The sequence below is a fragment of the Paraburkholderia sp. JHI2823 genome (assembly GCF_038900695.1).
In the GTDB taxonomy this organism is placed as follows: domain Bacteria; phylum Pseudomonadota; class Gammaproteobacteria; order Burkholderiales; family Burkholderiaceae; genus Paraburkholderia; species Paraburkholderia mimosarum.
Genome location: NZ_JAYMRY010000001.1, coordinates 286,196 through 308,967, shown reverse-complemented (window position 1 = coordinate 308,967; position 22,772 = coordinate 286,196). Strand labels below are relative to the sequence as shown.

Annotated in this window: 16 protein-coding genes; 11 read left to right on the top strand and 5 right to left on the bottom strand. The window is 65.4% G+C overall.

Annotation, left to right across the window (positions count from 1 at the left end):
* Positions 1 to 101 precede the first annotated feature (101 nt).
* From hflK to VSR34_RS01495, 7 genes are all read left to right on the top strand, one after another.
* Positions 102 to 1,556 (top strand): FtsH protease activity modulator HflK, encoded by a 1,455-nt coding sequence (gene hflK / locus VSR34_RS01525; protein ID WP_028210026.1) that lies wholly within the window; start codon positions 102 to 104, stop codon positions 1,554 to 1,556.
* Positions 1,557 to 1,569: 13 nt separating this feature from the next.
* Positions 1,570 to 2,484: a protease modulator HflC gene (locus VSR34_RS01520; RefSeq protein WP_342961699.1), complete on the top strand. Its 915-nt coding sequence runs from the start codon at positions 1,570 to 1,572 to the stop codon at positions 2,482 to 2,484.
* 47 nt (positions 2,485 to 2,531) lie between these two features.
* Positions 2,532 to 2,723, top strand: a complete 192-nt coding sequence (locus VSR34_RS01515) for a DUF2065 domain-containing protein (protein WP_028210024.1) — start codon at positions 2,532 to 2,534, stop codon at positions 2,721 to 2,723.
* Positions 2,724 to 2,846: 123 nt separating this feature from the next.
* Entirely contained in the window at positions 2,847 to 3,998 is a 1,152-nt protein-coding gene (locus VSR34_RS01510; RefSeq protein WP_028210023.1) for an ATP phosphoribosyltransferase regulatory subunit, read from the top strand.
* A 179-nt stretch (positions 3,999 to 4,177) separates the two neighbouring features.
* Positions 4,178 to 5,524 carry an adenylosuccinate synthase gene (locus VSR34_RS01505; protein ID WP_028210022.1) on the top strand — a complete coding sequence of 449 codons (1,347 nt, stop codon included), beginning with the start codon at positions 4,178 to 4,180 and terminating at the stop codon, positions 5,522 to 5,524.
* Positions 5,525 to 5,554: 30 nt separating this feature from the next.
* A complete protein-coding gene (locus VSR34_RS01500) occupies positions 5,555 to 6,124 on the top strand; it encodes a phosphoribosyltransferase (RefSeq protein ID WP_028210021.1) in 570 nt (189 codons plus the stop codon).
* A 311-nt stretch (positions 6,125 to 6,435) separates the two neighbouring features.
* Positions 6,436 to 8,322 (top strand): potassium transporter Kup, encoded by a 1,887-nt coding sequence (locus VSR34_RS01495; RefSeq protein ID WP_028210020.1) that lies wholly within the window; start codon positions 6,436 to 6,438, stop codon positions 8,320 to 8,322.
* A 102-nt stretch (positions 8,323 to 8,424) separates the two neighbouring features.
* Here the strand turns inward: VSR34_RS01495 and VSR34_RS01490 are convergent, their stop codons facing one another.
* Positions 8,425 to 10,794: a Tex family protein gene (locus VSR34_RS01490; RefSeq protein WP_028210019.1), complete on the bottom strand. Its 2,370-nt coding sequence runs from the start codon at positions 10,792 to 10,794 to the stop codon at positions 8,425 to 8,427.
* Between the two features lie 187 nt (positions 10,795 to 10,981).
* On the opposite strand from VSR34_RS01490, the gene VSR34_RS01485 reads away from it, so the two are divergent.
* The 3 genes from VSR34_RS01485 (at position 10,982) to VSR34_RS01475 (ending at position 14,660) form a co-directional block, all read left to right on the top strand.
* Entirely contained in the window at positions 10,982 to 12,001 is a 1,020-nt protein-coding gene (locus VSR34_RS01485) for a hypothetical protein (protein WP_028230462.1), read from the top strand.
* Positions 12,002 to 12,088: 87 nt separating this feature from the next.
* A complete protein-coding gene (locus tag VSR34_RS01480; protein WP_028210017.1) occupies positions 12,089 to 12,322 on the top strand; it encodes a DUF465 domain-containing protein in 234 nt (77 codons plus the stop codon).
* A 73-nt stretch (positions 12,323 to 12,395) separates the two neighbouring features.
* Positions 12,396 to 14,660: an ATP-dependent DNA helicase gene (locus tag VSR34_RS01475; protein ID WP_342961698.1), complete on the top strand. Its 2,265-nt coding sequence runs from the start codon at positions 12,396 to 12,398 to the stop codon at positions 14,658 to 14,660.
* Between the two features lie 665 nt (positions 14,661 to 15,325).
* Here VSR34_RS01475 and VSR34_RS01470 read toward each other — a convergent pair.
* Positions 15,326 to 16,558, bottom strand: a complete 1,233-nt coding sequence (locus tag VSR34_RS01470; protein ID WP_342961697.1) for a cupin domain-containing protein — start codon at positions 16,556 to 16,558, stop codon at positions 15,326 to 15,328.
* Positions 16,559 to 16,589: 31 nt separating this feature from the next.
* On the opposite strand from VSR34_RS01470, the gene VSR34_RS01465 reads away from it, so the two are divergent.
* Complete coding sequence (locus tag VSR34_RS01465; RefSeq protein WP_028210014.1) at positions 16,590 to 17,135, top strand: peptidylprolyl isomerase; 546 nt, start codon at positions 16,590 to 16,592, stop codon at positions 17,133 to 17,135.
* Between the two features lie 10 nt (positions 17,136 to 17,145).
* Here VSR34_RS01465 and VSR34_RS01460 read toward each other — a convergent pair whose 3' ends face one another.
* The 3 genes from VSR34_RS01460 to lplT all read right to left on the bottom strand — a co-directional run bounded on the left by VSR34_RS01460 (position 17,146) and on the right by lplT (position 22,684).
* Positions 17,146 to 18,492, bottom strand: a complete 1,347-nt coding sequence (locus tag VSR34_RS01460; RefSeq protein ID WP_342961696.1) for a hypothetical protein — start codon at positions 18,490 to 18,492, stop codon at positions 17,146 to 17,148.
* A 100-nt stretch (positions 18,493 to 18,592) separates the two neighbouring features.
* The gene (gene mutS, locus VSR34_RS01455; protein ID WP_342961695.1) at positions 18,593 to 21,277 is read right to left on the bottom strand and encodes a DNA mismatch repair protein MutS; all 2,685 of its coding nucleotides are present in this window, start codon (positions 21,275 to 21,277) and stop codon (positions 18,593 to 18,595) included.
* 108 nt (positions 21,278 to 21,385) lie between these two features.
* Complete coding sequence (lplT, locus tag VSR34_RS01450; RefSeq protein ID WP_028210012.1) at positions 21,386 to 22,684, bottom strand: lysophospholipid transporter LplT; 1,299 nt, start codon at positions 22,682 to 22,684, stop codon at positions 21,386 to 21,388.
* Positions 22,685 to 22,772 lie beyond the last annotated feature (88 nt).

Genomic DNA, 22,772 nt, shown 5'->3' with positions numbered 1-22,772 from the left:
GAAGCGCGCCCGCACCGCCCTTGCACGCAAGGCCGGCCCAGCGGCTCCCGATCGATTCCGCACGCAATTGACCCGCTGTCTACTCTGGTGAACGAACACAGGTGAACGATTACAACAAGCGGACTGGCTGGCAGCGCGCGCGCGCCATTTTCTCGCTGAACGACCCGCGTTGGGGGCGAGGCGAGGGCAATGGCCAGCGTTCTGATGACGGGCGTCGCCCGCCTGGCAACAACGGCGACAAGGGGGACGGTCCGCCGGATCTCGATGAAATGTGGCGGGACTTCAACCGCCGCATGTCTGCTTTCTTCGGGCGCAAGGGCAAGGGCCCCGGCGGCTTTGGGCCGCGTCCCGACAATGGGCACGGTGCGCGCATTGGCGTGGGCATCGTGCTCGGCGTGCTGATCGCGATCTACGTGGGCAGCGGCGTGTTCGTGGTTCAGGAAGGGCAGGCGGGCGTGGTGCTTCAGTTCGGCCAGTACCGCCATACGGTCGGCCAGGGCGTGCACTGGCGCATGCCGTATCCGTTCCAGACTCATGAAATCGTCAATATCGGTCAGATCCGCACCATCGAAATCGGCCGCAGCAACCTCGTGCGTGCGGCCAACGTGAAGGACGCCGCAGTCATTACGCACGATGGCGACATTCTCAACGTGCGCTTCACCGTGCAGTACCAGGTGAAGCAGCCAACCGACTATCTCTTTCGCAGCGTCGATCCCGACCTCGCCGTCACACAGGCGGCGCAGGCGGCGGTGCGCACCGTGGCGGGCGCACGCAGCACGAGCGATCTGCTCTATGCGGACCGCGAGCCGATCCGCGCGCAACTCGCCGATACGATCCAGCATGCGCTCGATGAATACAAGACGGGCCTCGGCGTGACCGGCGTGGCGATCCAGGGCGTTTCGGCGCCGGACCAGGTGCAGGCCGCACTCGACGACGAGGCGAAGGCGCGCCAGGAGCGCGATCGCGCGAAGCGCGACGCGCAGGCCTATGCCGACCAGCTGTTGCCGCGCGCACAGGCCGACGCAGCGCGTCTCATCGACGACGCCAAGGCGTACAGCGAGCGCGTGGTCGCGCAGGCGCAGGGCGACGCGCAACGCTTCACGCGGGTCTACGAGCAATACGCGAAGGCGCCCGCGGTGATTCGCGAGCGCATGTATCTCGACACGATGCAGAACATCTACGCGAATGCGACGAAGGTGTTCGTCGACAACAAGTCGGGCAACAACGTGATCTATCTCCCGCTCGACAAGCTGGTCGACGAGACGCGTCAACGCGCCGCCGCGGCGACCGGCGCTGCGGGCGCGGCTGCGGCTTCGGCCAGCGCCGCGTCGGCGGCTGGCGCCGCTTCCGCGCCCGCAGTCGGCAGCGAGTCGCAGCAAGGCGTGCAGCAGCAGGGCACGCAGCAGGGTACCCAACAGGGTACCCAACCGCAAGGCGCGCAGCAGCAAGGCGCGACGCCCGCCGCCACGGCCAGTGACGCGGCAGCCGCCGCGAGCGACGCCTTCCGTTCGCGCGACGCGTTCCGCTCGCGCGGCCGCGAAGACGACGCGCAATAACGGGAGCGCCAACATGAACAAGATTATTGCGCTCGTCGTCGCCGTCGTGGTTGTGGCGCTGGTCGCCTCGTCCGCCGTCTTCATGGTGGATCCGCGCCACGTGGCCATCGTTTCCTCGTCGGGTGGGGCCAATGCCACGCTCGCGGGTCCCGGGCTGCACGTGAAGCTGCCGCCGCCGTTCCAGACCGTCACCTTCATCGATACGCGCATCCAGGCCTTCGACGCACCCGATGCCGATCGCCACACGACCTCGGACAAGATCGAGCTGCTCGTGAACCCGGTCGTGCGCTATCGCATTGCCGATCCGCTCAAGCTCTTTGCTGCCACGAAGGGCGATGCGCAGACGCTTTCCGACCGTCTCGCCTCGCTTTCGCGCGACGCGATCGGCGATGCGATATCGAAAGTCACGCTCACCGAGGCGCTCGCGCAGCAGGAAGCCATCGCCGGCGGCGCGCGCGACGCGCTCAGGCAAGCCGCGGCGCCGCTCGGCATCGACGTGATCGCGATCGAGCTCACGCGCGTCGATTACACGCCCGAACAGGCCGAAACGGTCTTCAAGCGGATGAGCGCTGCGCGCGAGCAGGCCGCTGCCGATATCCGCGCCAAGGGCGCGGCCGAGGCGCAGCAGATCAAGGACGATGCACAGCGCAAGCAGCAGGGCGTGGTGGCCGACGCTTACGGCGAGGCGCAAGCCATCAAGGGCGAGGGCGACGGCAAGGCCGCCGCGATCGCCGCCGAGGCGTTCGGGCGCGACCCGGACTTCTACCGGTTCTATCGGAGCATGCTGGCGTACCGCGAGAGCTTCCGGCCCGGCGACGTCATCGTGGTCGATTCGTCGAGCGAGTTCTTCCGCTTCATGCGTGGTCCTAACGGTGGTGCCAATAGCGGTGATACATCGGCCGCTCCCGCCACGCCGCGCAAACACTAGACAACACGAGACGCTCGCGCCGCGCACTGCGCGGCGCATTTCTTCGCATGGACATAGCTGGCTCCCTGTTGCTCGCGATCGCGTTGATGCTGATTATCGAGGGCATGTTCCCCTTCGTCTTTCCGACGGCGTGGCGCGACACATTTCGTAAAATCGCGGAACGGCCGCCGCATCACATCCGGATCGGCGGGCTCATCGTGATGGGACTCGGCCTCGTGCTGCTGATGCTGGCGACCTGATGGATCGCCGACCGGCGCGGTTGGCTGCCGTCGTGCGCCGTTGCGTTTTTTCGCCGGATTCCGGATTTTCGGCCCGCGTGGCGCCTTGCCGCGCACGGCCCTCATTGTCGTAGGACTCAACCGATGTCGACCTGGTTACTTCCCGAGAACATTGCGGACGTGCTGCCGTCCGAAGCGCGCAAGATCGAAGAGCTGCGCCGCCGCCTGCTGGACCGCTTCCGCGCCTATGGCTACGAGATGGTCATGCCGCCGCTGCTCGAGTATCTCGAGTCGCTGCTCGTGGGCAGCGGCCGCGACCTGAACCTGCGCACGTTCAAGCTCGTCGATCAGCTCTCGGGCCGCACGCTCGGCCTGCGCGCCGACATGACGCCGCAGGTCGCGCGCATCGACGCACATCTGCTGAACCGCCAGGGCGTGACGCGCCTGTGCTACGCGGGCAACGTGCTGCACACGCTCCCGCGCGGCCTGCATGCGACGCGCGAGCAGATCCAGATCGGCGCAGAAATGTACGGCCATGCAGGGCTCGAAGCCGACCTCGAAATCCAGCAGCTGATGCTCGACGCGTTGCGCCTCGCGGGTCTCGCGAAGGTGCGCCTCGACCTGTCGCATGCGGGCGTGCTCGCCGCGATCTTCGAGGCGGATCCGGCTGCGGCCGCGCTCGGCGACGCATTGTATGAGGCGCTCGCCGGCAAGGATGTCCCGCGCCTCGCGGAACTCACGCAAAACCTCGAAGCCGCGTCGCGCGACGCGCTGCGTGCGCTGCCGTCGCTCTACGGCGACGCCAGTGTGATCGACGAGGCGCGCACGCGTCTGCCGGCGCTGGCCGGCATCGCCCGTGCGCTCGACGACCTCGCGTTCCTCGCTCGCGAGGTCAAGGGCGCGGAACTGATGATCGATCTCGCCGATCTCGGCGGCTACGCGTACCACAGCGGCGTGATGTTCTCGGCTTACGTGGACGGCGTGCCGAACGCCGTGGCGCGCGGCGGCCGTTACGACAAGGTGGGCGTGGCCTACGGCCGGGCTCGCGCGGCGACGGGTTTTTCGCTCGACTTGCGCGAAGTGGCGCGCATTTCGCCCGTCGAAGCACGCAGCAGCGCGATTCTCGCGCCGTGGCGTCACGACGAGGCGCTGCGCGCCGCCGTCGCCGCGCTGCGCGACGCGGGCGAGGTCGTGATCCAGGCGCTGCCGGGGCACGAACACGACATGGACGAGTTCGCGTGCGACCGCGTGCTCGTCGAGCGCGACGGCGTCTGGGTCGTCGAGCAGCGCGCCTGATGCGGTACCGGGGCGGTCATTGATACCGCCCGCAACGCCGCCGCACACGCTCGCCGAAGCACGCTTCGCAGCGTGCATGCCGTTGAGCGCAAAAGGAAATTCCGCGAATCTCCGGAAAAAAAGGCGGCCTTGTCGCCGAACCCAGGTAAAATACGTTTTTAACCAGCTAACGAAACACCATGTCTGCCAGCGCAGTGAATGTAACCCCGGGGCGCAATGTCGTCGTCGTGGGCACCCAATGGGGCGATGAGGGCAAGGGCAAGATCGTCGACTGGCTGACGGACCACGCGCAAGGCGTGGTGCGTTTCCAGGGCGGTCACAACGCCGGCCATACGCTCATCATCGGCGGCAAGAAGACCATTCTCCGGCTGATCCCCTCGGGCATCATGCGCGCCGGCGTCGCCTGCTACATCGGCAACGGCGTGGTGCTCTCGCCCGAGGCGCTCTTCAAGGAAATCGGCGAACTCGAAGAAGCCGGTATCGACGTCCAGAAGCGCCTTTTCATCTCCGAAGCGACTACGCTGATCCTCCCGTACCACATCGCCATCGATCAGGCGCGCGAAGCGAAGCGCGGCGCGGCGAAGATCGGTACGACGGGTCGCGGCATCGGTCCGGCCTACGAAGACAAGGTCGCGCGCCGTGGTCTGCGCGTGCAGGACCTGTTCGAGCCGGAAGTGTTCGCCGAGCGTCTGCGCGAGAATCTCGACTATCACAACTTCGTGCTCACGCAGTACCTGGGCGCGGCGCCGGTGGACTACCAGCAAACGCTCGACACGATGCTCTCGTACGCGGAGCGTCTGAAGCCCATGGTCACGGATGTTTCGCGACGTCTGTACGACGTGAACCACCAGGGCGGCAACCTGCTGTTCGAAGGCGCGCAAGGCACGCTCCTCGACATCGACCACGGCACCTATCCGTTCGTCACGTCGAGCAACTGCGTCGCGGGCGCGGCTTCGGCGGGCGCGGGCGTCGGTCCGCAAAAGCTCAACTACGTGCTCGGCATCACCAAGGCGTATTGCACGCGCGTGGGCTCGGGCCCGTTCCCGAGCGAGCTGTACGACGCCGACAACGCCGACCGCCAGGAAGAAGTGGGCCTCACGCTCGCGAAGGTGGGCAAGGAATTCGGTTCGGTCACGGGCCGCCCGCGCCGCACCGGCTGGCTCGACGCCGCCGCGCTGCGCCGCTCGATCCAGATCAACGGCGTGACGGGCCTGTGCATCACGAAGCTCGACGTGCTGGATGGCCTCGACGAAGTGAAGCTGTGCGTCGGCTACAAGGTCGACGGCAAGGACGTCGACATCCTGCCGCGCGGTGCGTCGCAGGTGGCCGCGTGCGAGCCGGTCTACGAGACCTTTGAAGGCTGGAACGAAAGCACCATCGGCATCACGCAATGGGACGCGCTGCCGAAGAGCGCCCAGGCTTACCTCTCGCGCGTGCAGGAAGTCGCCGGCGTGCCGATCGACATGGTGTCGACCGGTCCGGATCGTGACGAAACGATCCTGCTGCGTCATCCGTTCAAGGTGTAAAGAACAAGAAGCAACGAGGTAGAAGCACAAATGATTCAAATGACGGATCCGCGCAACGACGACAAGCACCTGTGGGTCGGCTGGGACGAGTATCACCGGCTGATCGAATTGCTCGCCCTGCAGGTGCACGAATCGCGCTGGAAATTCGATCAGATCCTGTGTCTCGCGCGCGGCGGCCTGCGCGTGGGCGACCAGCTTTCGCGCATCTATGACCTGCCGCTCGCCATTCTTGCCACGAGTTCGTACCGCGAAGCGGCAGGCACGCAGCAGGGCGATCTCGACATCGCGCAGTACATCACGATGACGCGCGGTCACCTGGAAGGCAATGTGCTGCTCGTCGACGACCTCGTCGATTCGGGCGTCACGCTCGCGCGCGTGCAGGAGCACCTCAAGGAGCGCTATCCGGCGGTGACCGGCGTGCGTTCGGCGGTGCTCTGGTACAAAGGCTGCTCGAAAGTGAAGCCGGACTATTTCGTCCAGCATCTGCCGACCAATCCGTGGATCCATCAGCCGTTCGAGGAGTGGGATACGGTGCGGCCGCACAATCTCGGTGCGTGGATCAAGCGTGGCCTGCAGCAAGCGCAGGACGAGCAGAAGTAATCCAGGGCTGAACTGCTGCAAGGGCTTTCGGTCCAGCGGCGGCCAGATCCAGCGACGGAGCTTTCAAGGCTCCGTTTTTTTTTTGCCTGGCGTGCGAAGTGCACAGCGCTTCGAGGCGGTTGTTGGCACATCACATTCCCTTCGGCCGCCATGCGCGCGCCGGGCGCACCTGGGCAGACGGCATTTGGGGCCGGTGCTAAACTGCGCGGGGACAAGGGGTGTCGCTGTGCTGCGACGGGTGCTCGGTTTCTGCCGCGGCCCGGTTTAGAATAGCGCTCGTTTTTTCCGCCTCGCAACGGATTACCGCGTATATGACAACTAGCACACACGTGGCCAAGCAGCCGCTACCTTCTCTCGCCGTAGCGGCCATCGGCGTGGTGTTCGGCGACATCGGCACGAGCCCGCTGTATTCCCTGAAAGAGGCGTTCAGCCCATCTCACGGCATTCCGCTCAACGAGACCTCCATACTCGGCGTCATTTCGCTCCTGTTCTGGGCGATCGTGATCGTCGTGAGCGTCAAATACGTCCTTTTCGTGATGCGCGCCGACAACAACGGCGAGGGCGGCGTGCTCGCGCTGATGGCGCTCGCCATGCGCTCGTTCAGCCGCAAGAGCAAGTCGGCCGCGCTGATCACGGCGCTCGGCATCTTCGGCGCGTGCATGTTCTATGGCGACGCGGTGATTACGCCCGCCATCTCGGTGATTTCGGCGGTGGAGGGTCTCGAGATCGCCGCGCCCAAGCTTTCGCACCTCGTGCTTCCGCTCACGATGGTGATCCTGATCGCGCTCTTCTGGATCCAGCGGCACGGAACCGCCCTCGTCGGCCGGCTGTTCGGGCCGATCATGGTGCTGTGGTTCGTGACGATCGGCATACTCGGCGTGTCGCGCATCGTGCAGGCGCCTGGCGTCCTCGCGGCGTTCAATCCGTACTATGCGGTCGCCTTCATGGGCGCGCATATGCTGCAGGCCTATGTCGTGCTCGGCTCCGTCGTGCTGGTGCTGACCGGCGCGGAAGCGCTCTACGCCGACATGGGCCACTTCGGCGCGAAGCCGATCCGCTACGCCTGGTACGCGCTCGTGATGCCCTCGCTCGTGCTCAACTACTTCGGGCAGGGCGCGCTGCTGATGCAGGACCATCGCGCGATCGAAAACCCGTTCTTCCTGCTCGCGCCAGAGTGGGCGCTGCTGCCGCTCGTCGTGCTCTCGACCATCGCCACGGTGATCGCCTCGCAGGCCGTGATTTCGGGTGCCTACTCGCTCACGAGCCAGGCGATCCTGCTCGGCTACGTGCCGCGCATGAAGGTGCTGCATACCTCGGATCTCGCCATCGGCCAGATCTACGTGCCGGTCGTGAACTGGATGCTGCTCTTCATCATTCTGTGCATCGTCGTCGCCTTCAAGAGTTCGGACAATCTGGCCGCCGCATACGGTATCGCCGTGACCGCGACGATGGTGATCACCACGGTGCTCGTCGCCGTCGTGATGACGAAGGTGTGGAAGTGGAACAAGGCGCTCGTCGCCTGCATCATTTCGGTGCTGCTGGCCGTCGACCTGGGCTTCTTCGGCGCGAACCTGCTCAAGGTCGAAGAGGGCGGCTGGCTGCCGCTCGGCATCGGGGCGCTGCTGTTCTTCCTGCTGATGACGTGGTTCAAAGGCCGCATGATCGTCAAGGAGCGCACGGCCGCCGACGGTATCCCGCTCATGCCTTTCCTGCAGGGGCTGCTTGCGCACCCGCCGCACCGCGTCTCGGGTACGGCCATCTATCTCACGGGCAGCGAGGCGCTCGTGCCGGTGAGCCTGTTGCACAACCTCAAGCACAACAAGGTGCTGCATGAGCGCACCATCTTCCTCACGTTCGTGATCCGCGACATCCCCTATGTGGCCGATGCCGAGCGCGTGACGGTGAGGGATATCGGCGGCGGGCTCTATCTCGTGAAGGCCGATTACGGGTTCAACGAAACGCCCGATGTGCAGGCCGTGCTCGAGGAAATTTCCCGCACGCACAACATGAGGTTCGAGATGATGGACACGTCGTTCTTCCTCGCGCGCGAGACGGTCGTGCCGACGCAACTTCCCGGCATGTCGATCTTCCGTGAACGTATATTCGCGTGGATGCATCAAAACGCGGCGAAACCCACCGACTTCTTCAGCATTCCGGCCAACCGGGTGGTCGAACTCGGGACGAAGATCGAGATCTGATTGCTGCGTTTCTACACGCAAAGAAAAAAAGGCACTCACGAGTGCCTTTTTTGTTGCGTACACAACGTGAGCGGCTGAGGCTCACGTCGTGTCGTGCGGGGCTCAGCGCTGTTTGAGCTTCGCGAATGCCGCGGCCATGGCGCCGGCCGGCTCTGCGTCGCGCGAACGTTGACCGCCACGGTATTCGCGATTGCCGCCGCCGCGGCTGTCACGGTTGCCTGGTTGGCCCGCACCGCCCGCACCGCCCGCGCTGCCGCCACTGCGTGACGCGCCCGCGCTTGCCGGTTCGTCGTCCAGACGCATCGTGAGCGCAATGCGCTGACGCTTCACGTCGACATCGAGCACCTTGACCTTGACGACCTGGCCAGCCTTGACCACTTCATGCGGGTCTTTGATGAACTTCGTCGACATGGCCGAGACGTGCACGAGCCCATCCTGGTGCACGCCCACGTCGATGAACGCGCCGAACGCGGCCACGTTCGTCACGACGCCTTCTAGCAGCATGCCCGGCACGAGGTCGGACACCTTCTCGACGCCGTCACGGAACGTCGCGGTCTTGAACTCGGGGCGCGGATCGCGGCCCGGTTTTTCCAGCTCGCTCAGGATGTCGCGCACCGTTGGCAGACCGAAGCGTTCGTCGACGAACTCGGTGGGCGAGAGCTCCGACAGGGCCTGGCGGTTGCCAAGCACGTCGCCGATCGCGCGCTTGATCTTCGCCAGCATGCGCTCGACGACGGGATACGCTTCCGGGTGCACCGAGGAGCGGTCGAGCGGATTCTCGCCGCCGTTGATGCGCAGGAAGCCCGCGGCCTGTTCGAAGGTCTTGTCGCCCAGACGCGGCACCTTCTTCAGATGCTCGCGTGAAGGGAAGGGGCCGTTGGCATCGCGGTAATCGACGATATTGCGCGCAAGCGTCGAATTCAGGCCCGACACGCGCGCAAGCAGGGCGACGGAGGCCGTATTGGCGTCGACGCCCACGGCGTTCACGCAGTCCTCGACGACGGCGTCGAGCGAGCGCGCGAGTTCGCGCTGGTTCACGTCGTGCTGATACTGGCCCACGCCGATCGCCTTCGGCTCGATCTTCACGAGTTCGGCGAGCGGATCCTGCAGGCGCCGCGCGATGGAAACGGCGCCACGCAGCGAGACGTCCAGCTCGGGGAATTCTTTGGCGGCCAGTTCGGACGCCGAATAAACCGACGCCCCTGCCTCGGAAACCACGATCTTCTGCAGCTTCAGCTCGGGATGCCTGGAAATCAGCTCGCTCGCGAGCTTGTCGGTTTCGCGCGAAGCCGTGCCGTTGCCGATGCTGATGAGCTCCGCCTGCGTTTGCGCGGCGATGCGTGCGAGCTTCGCGAGCGAGCCGTCCCAGTCGCGGCGGGGCTCGTGCGGGTAAATCGTGTCGGTGGCGAGCACCTTGCCCGTGCGGTCGACCACGGCCACCTTCACGCCCGTGCGCAGCCCCGGGTCGAGGCCGATCACGGCCTTCGGGCCCGCCGGCGCGGCAAGCAGCAAATCCTTGAGATTTCGCGCGAACACGCGGATCGCTTCGTTCTCCGCCTGCTCGCGCAGGCTCGTGAGCAACTCGTTTTCGAGGTGCGGCTGCACCTTCACGCGCCAGCACCAGCGGCATACGTCGGATAGCCATTTGTCGGCCGGGCGGTTCTGGTTCGCGATGCCGAAGTGACGCGCGATCATCGCTTCGCCCGGGTGCGGCACCTGCGCGTCCAGCTCGCCGCCAAGGCCGAGCTTGACCATCAGCACACCGGCGTTGCGGCCGCGAAAGAGCGCGAGCGCCCGGTGCGACGGCACCGTCTTGATGGTCTCGGCGTAGTCGTAGTAATCGCGGAACTTCTCGCCTTCCTCGTTTTCCTTGCCTTCGACCACGCTCGACATCACCACGCCCTGGTTGTGCAGCCAGTCACGCAGTTTGCCGAGCAATTCGGCCGTCTCTCCGAACTGCTCCGAGAGAATGTCGCGCGCGCCGTCGAGCGCGGCCTTTACGTCGGCCACGCCCTTCTCGGCATCCACGTACTGCGCGGCTTCCGTTTGGGGGTCGAGGAGCGGGTTTGCGAGCAGCGCGTCGGCGAGCGGCTGCAGGCCGGCTTCGCGTGCGATTTGCGCACGCGTGCGGCGCTTGGGCTTGTACGGCAGATAGAGGTCTTCGAGAACCTGCTTGCTGTCGGCATTTTCGATGGCGGCGCGCAGCTCGTCGGTGAGCTTGCCTTGCTCTTCGATGCTCGCGAGGATCGCGGCGCGGCGGTCTTCGAGTTCGCGCAAGTAGAGCAGGCGCTCTTCGAGCGTGCGCAGTTGCGTATCGTCGAGATTGCCCGTGACTTCCTTGCGATAACGGGCGATGAACGGAACGGTCGCTCCTTCGTCGAGTAGCTGCACGGCGGCTGCGACCTGGCGCGGCTGCACGGTCAGCTCGTTGGCGATACGCTGGACGATTTTCAGTGCTACGGTTTCCGTCATAGGGTCTGGATATTCCTGCGAGGATCGGTTGCGGTCCGGGTTGCATTCCGGCGCTCGGTGCGGGCTTCAGCGTTCGGCTGGCCCCGGCGCTCCGGGCGTTGGCCCGGTGCGCGCACTGGCCGTTGGAGCGGGGCATTTTGCCATAAATGCCGGAGCGCTCAACCCGGGGGGTGTTAGAATTTCAGCCATGTTCCGCTGCCCACAGAAGACGTTGACGACCTTCCGCTTGTTTTCCGTTTCGCATCTTGCCCGGTTTCACGCGCCTGCTGGCGCCATTCGGCGGTTGCCCCTTCGCGGCGCAATCTGCGCCGTCGCGTTGAGCCTTGGAGCGAGCGTTCCGGCCCTTGCGCAAGCGGTCGGGGTGTCCGGGCCGCTGGAGCAGCAGCGTGCGGCGAGCGCGCCGGTCGCGCCGGTCGCGCAACAGGGGGCTTCGGGCAACGTGCCGCTGGCGGCGTCCGATGCGGCAGGCGCGCCTGGAGCGCAGGCGTCGCGGCAGAGCGATTTCGACGCGCGGCAACAGGTGCTGGACCGTCGTACGGCGGAGAACAACTATCGTTTTGGCGTTGCTGAACACAACTGCTACAGCACGTTCTTCGTGAATCATTGCATTGGCCGTGCACGGGACCAAATGCGTGTCGTGCAGGCAGATATCCGGCGCGAGCAACTGGCGCTCGACGAAGAGCGGCGTGCGGCGCATGCCCAGGAGCGCGACCAGCAGGCTGCATTGCGGCGCGCGCAGGACGAAGCCAACGCGCCGCAGCGAGCCGCGAACGAAGCGGCGAGCGCCCAGGCGTACGAGCAGAAGCAGCAGCAACACGCGCTCGATCAGGCGCAGCGCCAGGCCGAGGCGCCGCAGCGCGCGGCGAACGAGCAGTCGTATCAGGAAAAGCAGCGCCAGCATGCGCTGGCGCAGGCTCAGCGTGCTGGTGAGCAGTCGCAGCGCAACGCGAACCAGGCAGCGTACGACCAGAAGCAGGCGAACTACCAGAAGCAACTGGACGAAGCGCATCGCCAGGGTGAACAGAAGGCGCAGGAACGTGCCGGGAAGGCCCAGCGCTTCGAGCAGAAGCAGGAAGACGCAGCGAAGCATAAGGCTGACGTCGAAGAACGTCAGAAGCAGGCGGCCGGGAAGGCACAGCAAAAACAGCAACAACAGCAACAACAGCAACAATCAGATCAGCAGCAAAGGCAGCAGCAGGACCAGTAGTACGAGTAGCACGCTTTTTGAGCCGGACAGCAACCTCAGGCGCGTCGTCCTTCGCAAGCGCGCGCCGCATATGTCGAGGAGGCGAGCATGCGCGAGCATCGTGAAGTCAAGGCCGAGGTCCTTCGTGACCGCATTCTGCAACTGGAATCGGAACATGGCGATCTGGACCGCCTGATAGACCGGATGTCCGGCACCGCGGACTACGATGATCTCGAGCTGCAAAGGTTGAAGAAGCGCAAGCTCAAGGTCAAGGACAACATCATCTTGCTGCAACTGCAGCTGGACCCCGATTCAACGAAGACTTCGGACGGGCACGCCTGATTCCGGGTCCTGGCAGGCGCCGGGGCGCGGCAGTCGGCCAGCGCCCTTCCGGACCGAGCAGGAACCGCTTGCCTTGAATTCAACGACCGTTTCCCGTTCCCGGCCCGCGCGCGAAAGCGGCGCGCCGGAGGCTGACGCGCGCGCCACGCAAACTGCCGCCGCGCCGGTATTGAGCGCGCGCCGCGTGGCAGAACTCGAGGAGCTCTTCGCTGCCGACGGGTTGCTCGCGCGGGAGATCGACGGCTATCGCCCGCGCGCTGCGCAGATCGAGATGGCGCGCGCGGTCGCGGCCGCAATGGAAGCCGCCGCGCAATCGCTGCCTGAACCCGCGATGTTCGAAGCTCAGTCGCGCCCCGCGCGGCGGCTCGAGCGCGGCGCGCCGGCGCAGCCGGGCGCCCAGGAAGCGGTGAGTGCCGCCGCCGAAGCGGGCGACAACACGCTGATCGTCGAGGCGGGCACGGGCACCGGCAAGACCTACGCGTACCTCGTGCCGGCCATGCTGTGGGGCGGCAAGGTGGTCGTCTCGACCGGCACGAAGCATCTGCAGGATCAGCTCTTCGCGCGCGACATTCCCACCGTGCGCGACGCGCTGGCAGTGCCCGTGAGCGTGGCCATGCTCAAGGGTCGCGCCAACTACCTGTGCCATTACTACCTGCAGCGCACGGCCGACAACGGGCGCCTGCCGTCGCGGCAGGAAACCGCGTACCTCCAGGAAATCGTGCGTTTCGCGAAGATCACACGCTCGGGCGACAAGGCGGAGCTCGCAAGCGTGCCCGAGACCGCGGCGGTATGGTCGATGGTGACCTCGACCCGCGATAACTGTCTTGGCCAGGAGTGCCCCCATTACAAGGACTGCTTCGTAATGCAGGCGCGCCGCGAGGCGCAGCAGGCCGACATCGTGGTCGTGAATCACCACCTGTTCTTCGCCGACATCATGCTTCGCGACACCGGCATGGCCGAGCTGCTGCCGAGCGCGAACACGATCATTTTCGACGAAGCGCACCAATTGCCCGAAACGGCGACACTCTTCTTCGGCGAAACGCTCTCGACGGCACAATTTCTCGAGCTCGCGCGCGATTGCGTCGCAGAAGGCCTTTCTCACGCGCGCGACGCCGTGGAGTGGGTCAAGCTCGGTGCGGCGCTGGAGCGCGCCGCGCGTGACGTGCGGCTGGCGTTCAAGGAAGATTCGCTGCGGCTGTCGATCGCGCAGTTGCCCGAGGACCACCCGCTCTTCGACGCGCTCCATGCGTTGCAGACCGAGCTGGGCGTGCTCGCCACGGCGCTTGCCGGCCAGGCCGAGCGTGCGGAGTCGCTAGGCGCGTGCCTGCGGCGCGCGCGCGAGCTGCAGGGCATCCTTGCAGGCTGGACTGTCGCGCAAGGTGCCGCGCCCTGGCAAGAGGCGCGCAAGGCAGATGTGGGCGGCAACGATGAAGATGCGCACGCAGCCGACGACGCCGACGAGAAAGTCCGCTGGGTCGAGGTGTTTTCGCACACGGTGCAATTGCACGAAACACCGCTATCGGTTGCTCCGATCTTCGCCAAGCAACGCGCCGGCGTGCCGCGCACATGGATCTTCACCTCGGCGACCCTTTCGGTGCGCGGCGACTTCACGCACTACGCGGCGCAGATGGGCTTGAGCTCGCGCCGTTCGATGACGCTGCCAAGCCCGTTCGACTACCCCACGCAAGGGCTGCTCTACGTGCCGCGCAATATGCCGCAGCCGTCGTCGCCGCAGTTCACAGACGCGGTGTTCGATGCGGCGTTGCCTGCCATCGAGGCGTCGGGCGGCGGCGTCTTCATGCTATGCACGACGTTGCGCGCGGTCGACCGCATTGCCGCGAAGCTACGCGACACGATCGAAGCGCGCGGCTGGAATACGCCGCTGCTCGTGCAGGGCGACGCGAGCCGCACGGAACTGCTCGAGCGCTTTCGCGCCTATGGCAATGCGATTCTCGTGGGTAGCCAGAGCTTCTGGGAAGGCGTGGACGTACGTGGCGATGCGCTCTCGCTCGTGGTCATCGACAAGCTGCCGTTCGCGCCGCCCGACGACCCGGTGCTGGCTGCGCGCCTCGACGCGCTGGCGAAGAAAGGGCTGAGCCCGTTCGCGGTCCACCAGTTGCCGCAGGCCGTGATCACGCTCAAGCAGGGTGCGGGGCGTCTGATTCGTGCGGAGACGGACCGCGGCGTGCTGATGATCTGCGATACGCGTCTCGTCGACAAGCCGTATGGGCGCCGAATCTGGCAAAGCCTGCCGCCGTTCAGACGGACGCGGGAGATCGAGGTCGTGAAGGCATTCTTCGAAGAAAAGGACGCTCAGGCAGGAGAGCAGGGCGTCTAGCGCGACACTCATGCCCACTGCATAACAAAAAAGCCACGAACGTGAGTTCGTGGCTTTTTTGCTTGCCCGTCGTATGTCTGAGGCGCGGCTGGCGCAAGCGACAGACCATACGACGGTTCGCTTCGATGCCCGCCGGGACCGAGGCGCCGGCGAGCTTCGCGCGAATGCAACTTACTGGCTTGCGCCCGAAGCTGCAGCCGGAGCCGATGCCTCCGAAGCGGCAGCGCCAGCGTCCGAAGCCGGGGCCGTAGCTGCAGGAGCAGCTTCGCTCGCAGCAGCAGCCGGAGCCGATGCGCCTGCGTCCGAAGCGGCAGCAGCCGGTGCCGAAGCGGCAGCAGCATCGCTAGCCGGCGCAGCAGCTTGGTCGCTGCTCTTGTTGCACGCAGCAAGTGCAACGGCTGCCAGCAGGGATGCTACGAGGAGGGATTTCTTCATGATCACGTCCTTTTATGGTTAAAGGTAAGCAACAGCGCAAATAATACCGGTAATGTGCCCCAACACCGACCTGAGCCGCTGGTGGAGACGCACTGCAAGAGCGTGAATCTTCCCTACGGCCTGGCCGGGAATTATAGGCATTTTCGTATCGACCGTCGACAAATCCGGGGACAATACGTTGTCTTTCTCATACAAGCACTATTTTAATACGGTATAACAGTCCGAAGCGCTTAGGCAAGCACCCCGGTCCGAATCCAGCCCGCACGATACCACTCGTGTAGCAACGCTGTCACACATGAATCGTGTGAGAGTGTTACAAAGCGTTTCCCGTCAATAGAGCGCCTGTCGGCCAGTGCCGGCAACCACTTTCTTGCCTCTTTGAGCAAGCACTGTTCCCCGTTCAGGTAATACGACCGCGAATCGTAAAGCAGGATCGTCCTGCGGTCGAGTGTTATCCCATCTTTTACCGCTTGCGCAACGAAACGGGCTTCGTCGAGCGGCTTTTCGGGGGCATCGAACACGACATTGGCTTTCGGTTCCGACAGCCAGGAGCCAACGAACGAAGCGACATCGGCATCGGTCCAGCGCACTTTGGCAAGCACACCGGCAACACGCTCCACGAGTGCCGGCGGAAGCTGCGCGGGATGCGCCACGGCCGGCTGGTCCGGGTCGCGGTAAAGCGCGGGCTTGCGCTCGCCGTGGTCGGCGCCGCGCTCGGCGAGCCAGTAAAGGAACTGGCTCGTCAGCTCGCTCGTGGAAGGCGAGCGAAAGCCGACCGAACAAGTCATGCATTCGCCTTCGGCGATACCGTCGTGCGCGATATGCGGCGGCAGGTACAGCATGTCGCCCGGCTCCAGCACCCATTCTTCCTCGGGTTCGAAGTTCGCGAGGACCTTGAGCGGCAGGCCATCCTTGAGCGAGAGATCGCGCTGCGCGCCGATACGCCAGCGGCGCTTGCCGTGAACCTGCAGCAAAAACACATCATACGAATCGAAGTGGGGGCCGACGCCGCCACCGTCCGACGCGTACGAGATCATGAGATCGTCGAGGCGCGCATCCGGCGCGAAGCGAAAGCGCTCGAGCAGGGCGCGTGCGCGGTCGTCGTGCAGGTCGGCGCCTTGCACGAGCAGCGTCCAGTTGCGGGTCTTCGGTGTGGGCAGTTCGTCGGGCGAGAAGGGGCCGTGCTCGAGTGCCCAGCGGCGGCGAAAATGCGTGATCAGTCGCGACTCCACGTCGTCGCTGTCCGCAAGCTCGAAGAGCTCGTCGCGCGACAGCGGCGCTTCGATGTCGGGAATCGCCTGGCGGATCAAAAGCGGCTTTTTCTGCCAGTATTTGCGCATGAACTGCGCCGGAGTCAGGCCGCCCAGGAGCGGCGTGGCAACATCGGGCGCGGGGCATGCCAGGGGGAGGGAGGCGCGCCGCTTGCGCGCGCCCACCGGGTGGTCTGTGGACCGCGTCGGCATCGTATAATGTGAGCTGTAACTGGAGGAACGAATGAAAATTGCAAAGGACACCGTCGTGTCGGTCGCTTACAAGCTATCGGATGCGCAGGGCAATCTGATAGAGGAAAGCGACGAGCCGATGGTCTATCTGCACGGCGGCTATGATGGCACGTTCCCCAAGATCGAGGAAGTGCTGGACGGGCAGGAGCCGGGCTTCGAGACCCAGATCCAGCTTGAACCGCAGGACGCCTTTGGCGAGTACGATCCCGAGCTCGTGAAGATCGAGCCACGCAACCGTTTTCCCGAGCCGCTTGAAGTCGGCATGCAATTCGAAGGCACGCCCGAAGAAGGCGACGAAGACCTCGACACGCTCGTCTACACCGTCACAGACGTCGCGGAAGACAAGGTCGTGCTCGACGGGAATCATCCGCTCGCGGGCATGGCGCTGCGTTTCGCGCTCACGGTCAAGGAAGTTCGCGTCGCCACCGAAGACGAGATCGAGCATGAGCACGCGCACGGTGCGGACGGCCTCGAAATCGTCGACGAAGATGAAGAAGACGACGGCGACGAAGGTGCTTCGAAGCCCACGCTGCACTGATTCGCGCTGATCAGTGCACAAAGCCGCCCGACGCCGGTGCGCCGGGCGGTTGCGGAATCTCAGGCGATGGATTGCTCCCGCGACCCGTGCCGCCACTGCTTGCGCTGGATCCACCGTCCGGGCCGTTCTGGCCACTCCCTCGATTCTGACCGCTTAGCCCGTTCTGGCCGCCCTGCGCGGGCCAGGCTGGCATCAACACGCCATTTCCGACTGGCGGCACCGCGGTACCGGATGCACCCGGTATCACTGGAGCGACGTCGGGTGATTGAGGCATGCCGGGAATTTCGGTCACATCGGGCATCGACGAAACTTCGGGCATTTCCGGCATCGCTGGCGACTGTCCGGCTCCCGGCTGAGTCGGCGACGGTTGTCCAGGTAGCAGCGGGAGATGCTTCGGCACGTCGCGCACGCTCACGCGCAGTGGCGTGTTGCGTGTCATGTCGGCGTCCACCTGCAGCCACTGCGTGAGCGGATCGCGCAAGGAGAAGGCGATGCGCGTGACGTTTTCTATCCTTGTGCCTTTCTCGTTGCGCAACGGCTGATCGATCGTGAAGCCGTGCGCGAGCTTTGCGTCGTCGGAACTTACGATGATCACGGGGCCGCGAAAGGCTTGCGCGAGCCTCACGAGGCTGCGGCGCAATTCGACATAGCCGTCGCGCGGCGCGCGATGAAAGCGTAGCCAGGCAAAGCGGTCGGGGCGCTCGCTATGTTCGGGCATCGCATTGCCCTGCATGAAGATGACGATGGCGCGCGCGTTGCGGCGCCTCGCATATTCGGCCGCATGTTCGAGCCAGAAACCATTGGCGATCACACGATCTTCGAACTCGCCATTGCGCCCGCCGGCATTGAGGTAGTGATTGTTCCCGTCGGGCACGTTCAGCCCGATGAAGACGGTGTCGCCAAGCTGCCAGCGCACGTTCTCACGATACGGGCGGAAGCGCGAGACTTCGCTTTCCCGTGTGAGCGTCAAGCGGTTTTGCCCGAGCGAGTTCGAATCGGCAAAGAACTCCTGGCGCAGGAAATCGAGCCGCTCCGCAGGGTCGTAGGCGCCCGAGCCGCTCATGCCGCACGTGGCCCAGTCGTGCTCGCCGGGCACGAAAACGAGCGGCACACGTGACGCGTCGAGGATGTCATGACGCCGCTCATAGAGTTGATCGGCGCAGCTCTCGTGCGCGCCTTTGAGATTGCCGTCGTAGACGGTGAACGCGATTTGCGGATCGCGCCCGATGGCGTCGACGAGGCGCTGCGCCGACGCTTCGTCCGGCTGCGAAGTCAGTGCGTTCGCCACGACCGCGAAGGCATAGCGCGCCGGCTGGGCATGTGCCGCGAGTGGCGAGCCAAGCGAGGACACCAGCATCAACGCGCATGCCACACGGCGCATCATTTTCAGATAGCGCGAACGGCGACAGCCGCGGCCCGCCGGTTGCAGTGGCCGCGGCGGCGTCGCGAGGCGACGCTCAGCGTTTCGCGTCCGGCGCGGTGGCCAGTTCATGCAGTTCGTACAACAGATCGAGCGCATCGCGGGGACGCAGCTCGTTTGGATCGAGCTCGCGCAGCCGTTGTGCGACGAGTGACGCCCCGCGATCCTCCTCGGCCGGCGCGGCGCGGTCTTCCACGTGCGGCCCTTCGTCGTCGTACACGCTGGCCGGCGCTGCAAAAAGATCGAGCTGCGGTGCGGGCTGTCCCGCCGATTGCTGCTCCAGATGCACGAGATGCCTGCGCGCGGCGCGGATCACGGCGGCCGGCACACCGGCGAGCTGCGCGACCTGCAGGCCATAGCTCTGGTTGGCCGGCCCTTCCTGCACCGCGTGCAGAAAGACGATGCCGTGACCATGCTCGACGGCCGACAGATGCACGTTCGCCGCCTGCGCGAATTCGGCGGGCAGTTGCGTGAGCTCGAAATAGTGGGTGGCGAAGAGCGTGTGGCAGCCGTTGTTCGCGAGCAGGTGCCGCGCGATGGCCCACGCGAGCGCGAGGCCGTCGAACGTCGACGTGCCGCGTCCTATCTCGTCCATCAGCACGAGGCTTTGCGGCGTGGCGTCGTTGAGAATGGCCGCGGCTTCGGTCATTTCGACCATGAAGGTCGAACGGCCGCCCGCGAGGTCGTCGGCGGCACCGATGCGCGTGAAGATGCGATCGATCGGCCCGAAACGCGCACGTTTCGCCGGCACGTAGCTGCCTACGTAGGCCAGCAGCGCGATGAGCGCGGTCTGTCGCATGAAGGTCGATTTGCCGCCCATGTTCGGGCCGGTGATGAGCAGCAGCTTGCGTTCCGGGGCAAGCAGGCAGTCATTGGCGATGAACTGCTCGACCTGAGCCTCGACGACCGGATGGCGGCCTTGCTCGATCTCGATGCCGGGCGTCTCCGAAAACGTGGGCGCGTTCCAGTCGAGCGCCCGCGCGCGTTCCGCGAATGCAGCCAGCAGGTCCAGTTCCGCGAGCGCCGAGGCCACGCGCTGGCAATCGGGAATGAACGGCAGCAGCGCCTGCAGCAGCGCGTCATAGAGTGCCTTCTCGCGTGAGAGCGCGCGCTCCTGCGCCGAGAGCGCCTTGTCCTCGAATGTCTTGAGTTCGGGCGTGATGTAGCGCTCGGCGTTCTTGAGCGTCTGTCGGCGGCGATAGTCGTCGGGGACCTTGTCGGTCTGGCCGCGCGTGACTTCGATATAGAAGCCGTGCACCTTGTTGTACTCGACGCGCAGATTGCCGATGCCGGTGCGCGCGCGCTCGCGCGTTTCGAGGTCGAGCAGGAACTGGCCGCAGTTTTCGGAGATATCGCGCAGTTCGTCGAGTTCCGCATCGTAGCCGCGTGCAATCACGCCGCCGTCACGCACCATTGCCGCGGGTTCGGGCGCGACCGCGCGCTGCAGCAGCGCTGCGCACTCGGGGGGCGGTTCGAGCGCCGCGGCGATGTGCGCGAGCGACGTCGCTGAGCCGCTTGCGGCCGCGACCTGTTCGCGCAGCGCGGGCAGCGCGGCGAAGGTGTCGCGCAGGCTGGAAAGATCGCGCGGGCGCGCGGAAAGCAGCGCTAGCCGCCCGGTGATGCGCTCGACGTCGGCGATCTGGCGCAAGGCGGCGCGCAAGGTGTCGACGCTCGCTTGCGGCGGCGCTTCGAGCAGCGCGCCGATGGCTTGCTGGCGCAATTGCGCGATTGCCGCTGCGCGCGGCGGGTGGTGGAGCCAGTGCCGCAGCAGGCGGCTGCCCATGGCCGTGCTGCAAGTGTCGAGCAGCGAGCAGAGCGTGGGCGATTCGGTGCCGCGCAGCGTTTCGGTGAGTTCGAGGTTGCGCCGGGTAGCCGGATCGAGCCCGATGTATTCCGATTCGACTTCGACCTTGAGGCTGCGCACGTGGCGCAGTTGCTGGCCCTGCGTGGCCGCCGCATAGAGCAGCAGCGCGCCCGCCGCGCCGCATGCGCTCGTGAGCGTTTGCGCGCCGAAGCCATCCAGGCTTGCCACATCGAGTTGATCGCACAGACGTTGCTTGCCCGAGCTGACATCGAAGTGCCATGCGGGCACACGCGTGAGCGCGCCGATGCCGGCAGGCGGAGCCCACGCGGCCGTTTCCGCAGGCATTTCCGCAACGAGAATTTCGGCCGGACGAATGCGTTCGAATGCCGTGGCGACCTGTTCCGGCGCGAGTTCCGCGAGGCGCAGCGCGCCGCTTGCGAGATTGAGCCATGCGAGCCCGACGTTGACGGTCGCGCCGCGCCGGTTGTGACCGGGGCAGACGGCCATCAGGTAGACGTCGTTCTTGTCGGAAAGCAGGGCGGCGTCCGTCAGCGTGCCGGGCGTGACGACGCGCACCACCTTGCGCTCGACCGGGCCCTTCGAGGTGGCCGGATCGCCGATCTGCTCGCAGATCGCCACCGACTCGCCCAGTTTCACGAGCTTCGCGAGATATTGCTCGACCGCGTGATGCGGCACGCCGGCCATCTTGATCGGATTACCCGCCGAGGCGCCACGCTGCGTGAGCGCGAGGTCGAGCAGGCGCGCGGCTTTCTCGGCGTCTTCGAAGAACAGTTCGTAGAAGTCACCCATCCGGTAGAACAGGAGCGTGCCCGGATGGTCGGCCTTGATGCGCAGGTACTGCTGCATCATGGGGGTGTGTTGCGCGATGTCGGCTGCGCCGGCGGTGTCTGTAGCCATCCTCGGTGTCTTGCTAGGGGTTCAGGGCGTGAGTTTAACGCGCGCCGATTGCATGTAAAGCCAGCCTTTCGGCTAACGCCATCGCAGGTGATGCCGCAGGCGCTTGCGTCATTCGTCGACCAGCGCCTGAAGGTTCACGGCGCGCGCGTTTGCCGCACTGCGCCGCATGGCGAGCCAGATCATCGTGCCGACGAACACGCCGAAGACGACGATGATCCATTGCACGGGCACCTTTGCGGTGAGCAGCAGCGCATACGCACCGAGCATGAGCAGCACCGCGAGGTTCTGGTTGAAGTTCTGCACAGCGATGGAATGGCCCGCCGAAAGGAGCGTCGCGCCCCGATGCTGAAGCAAGGCGTTCATCGGCACAATGAAGAAACCCGCGAGTACGCCGAGCAGCACCATCAATGGATACGCGAAAAGCAGATAGAACGGCACGAAGAGTGTGCCGAAGCGCACGCCGACACCGTGTGGAAAGAGGCCCTTGCTATAGAACGCCATGCCCACCGCCACCGCGCCGCAGAGCACGCCCACGGGCAGCACGCGCAGCGAAGCGCGCAGCGACACCCACGCGGCCGCGGCGCCCGCGCCGAGCGCAATGCCGAGGCCTGTTACGCCCTGCATCACGGCGGCTTTGGAGAGCGAGAGGCCGAGGTTCGCATCGGCCCATTTCAGCACGAGCAGTTGCAGCGTGACTGCCGCACCCCACATCAGCGTGGTGACCCAGAGCGCGATCTGCGCGAGCTTGTCCGCCCAGAGCACGTTGAAGCAGCGGGTGAACTCCCCTACGAGCCGCGCGGGCTCCTTGAGCCGGTTCTCGTAGCGCGCGCCCGTGTCGGGAATACCGATGTTGATGAACGCGGCGAGCGCATACGTGATCATGACGGCGATCATCGCCAGACCGGCGGCGGAATGGACGAATGGCAGCGGATGGCGCGTCACGAAGCGGTCGGCGTAAGTCGACACGAGCGCGCCGCCCAGCATCGTGCCGACGATGGTGGAGAGCACCGTGGCCGATTCGAGCCACGCATTCGCGGCGATCAGCTTTTCTGCCGGCAGCAATTCAGTCAGGATTCCATACTTTGCGGGCGAGTACGCAGCCGCGCCGAAACCGACCACGCCGTAGGCGATCATCGGATGCACGCCCGCAACCATCAGCAGGCAGCCGCCTGCCTTCAGCGCGTTCGAGATGAACATCACGTGGCGCTTTTGCAGGGCGTCGGCGAACGCGCCGACGAAGGGCGCGAGTAGTACGTAGGAGATCGTGAAAAAGATCTGCAGCAGCGGTGTGACCCAGGCGGGCGACGAGATGACCGTGAGCAGCGCAATCGCCGCGATGAGGAGCGCGTTGTCGGCGAGCGACGACACGAACTGCGCGGCGATGATCGTATAGAAGCCTTTCTTCATCGGATGCGTGCGGGGTTCGCTCGCGGCGCAGCGCAAGCGGCGCAAACAAAAAAGCGGCCGGAGCCGCTCGATGCGCATGCGAAGCGCG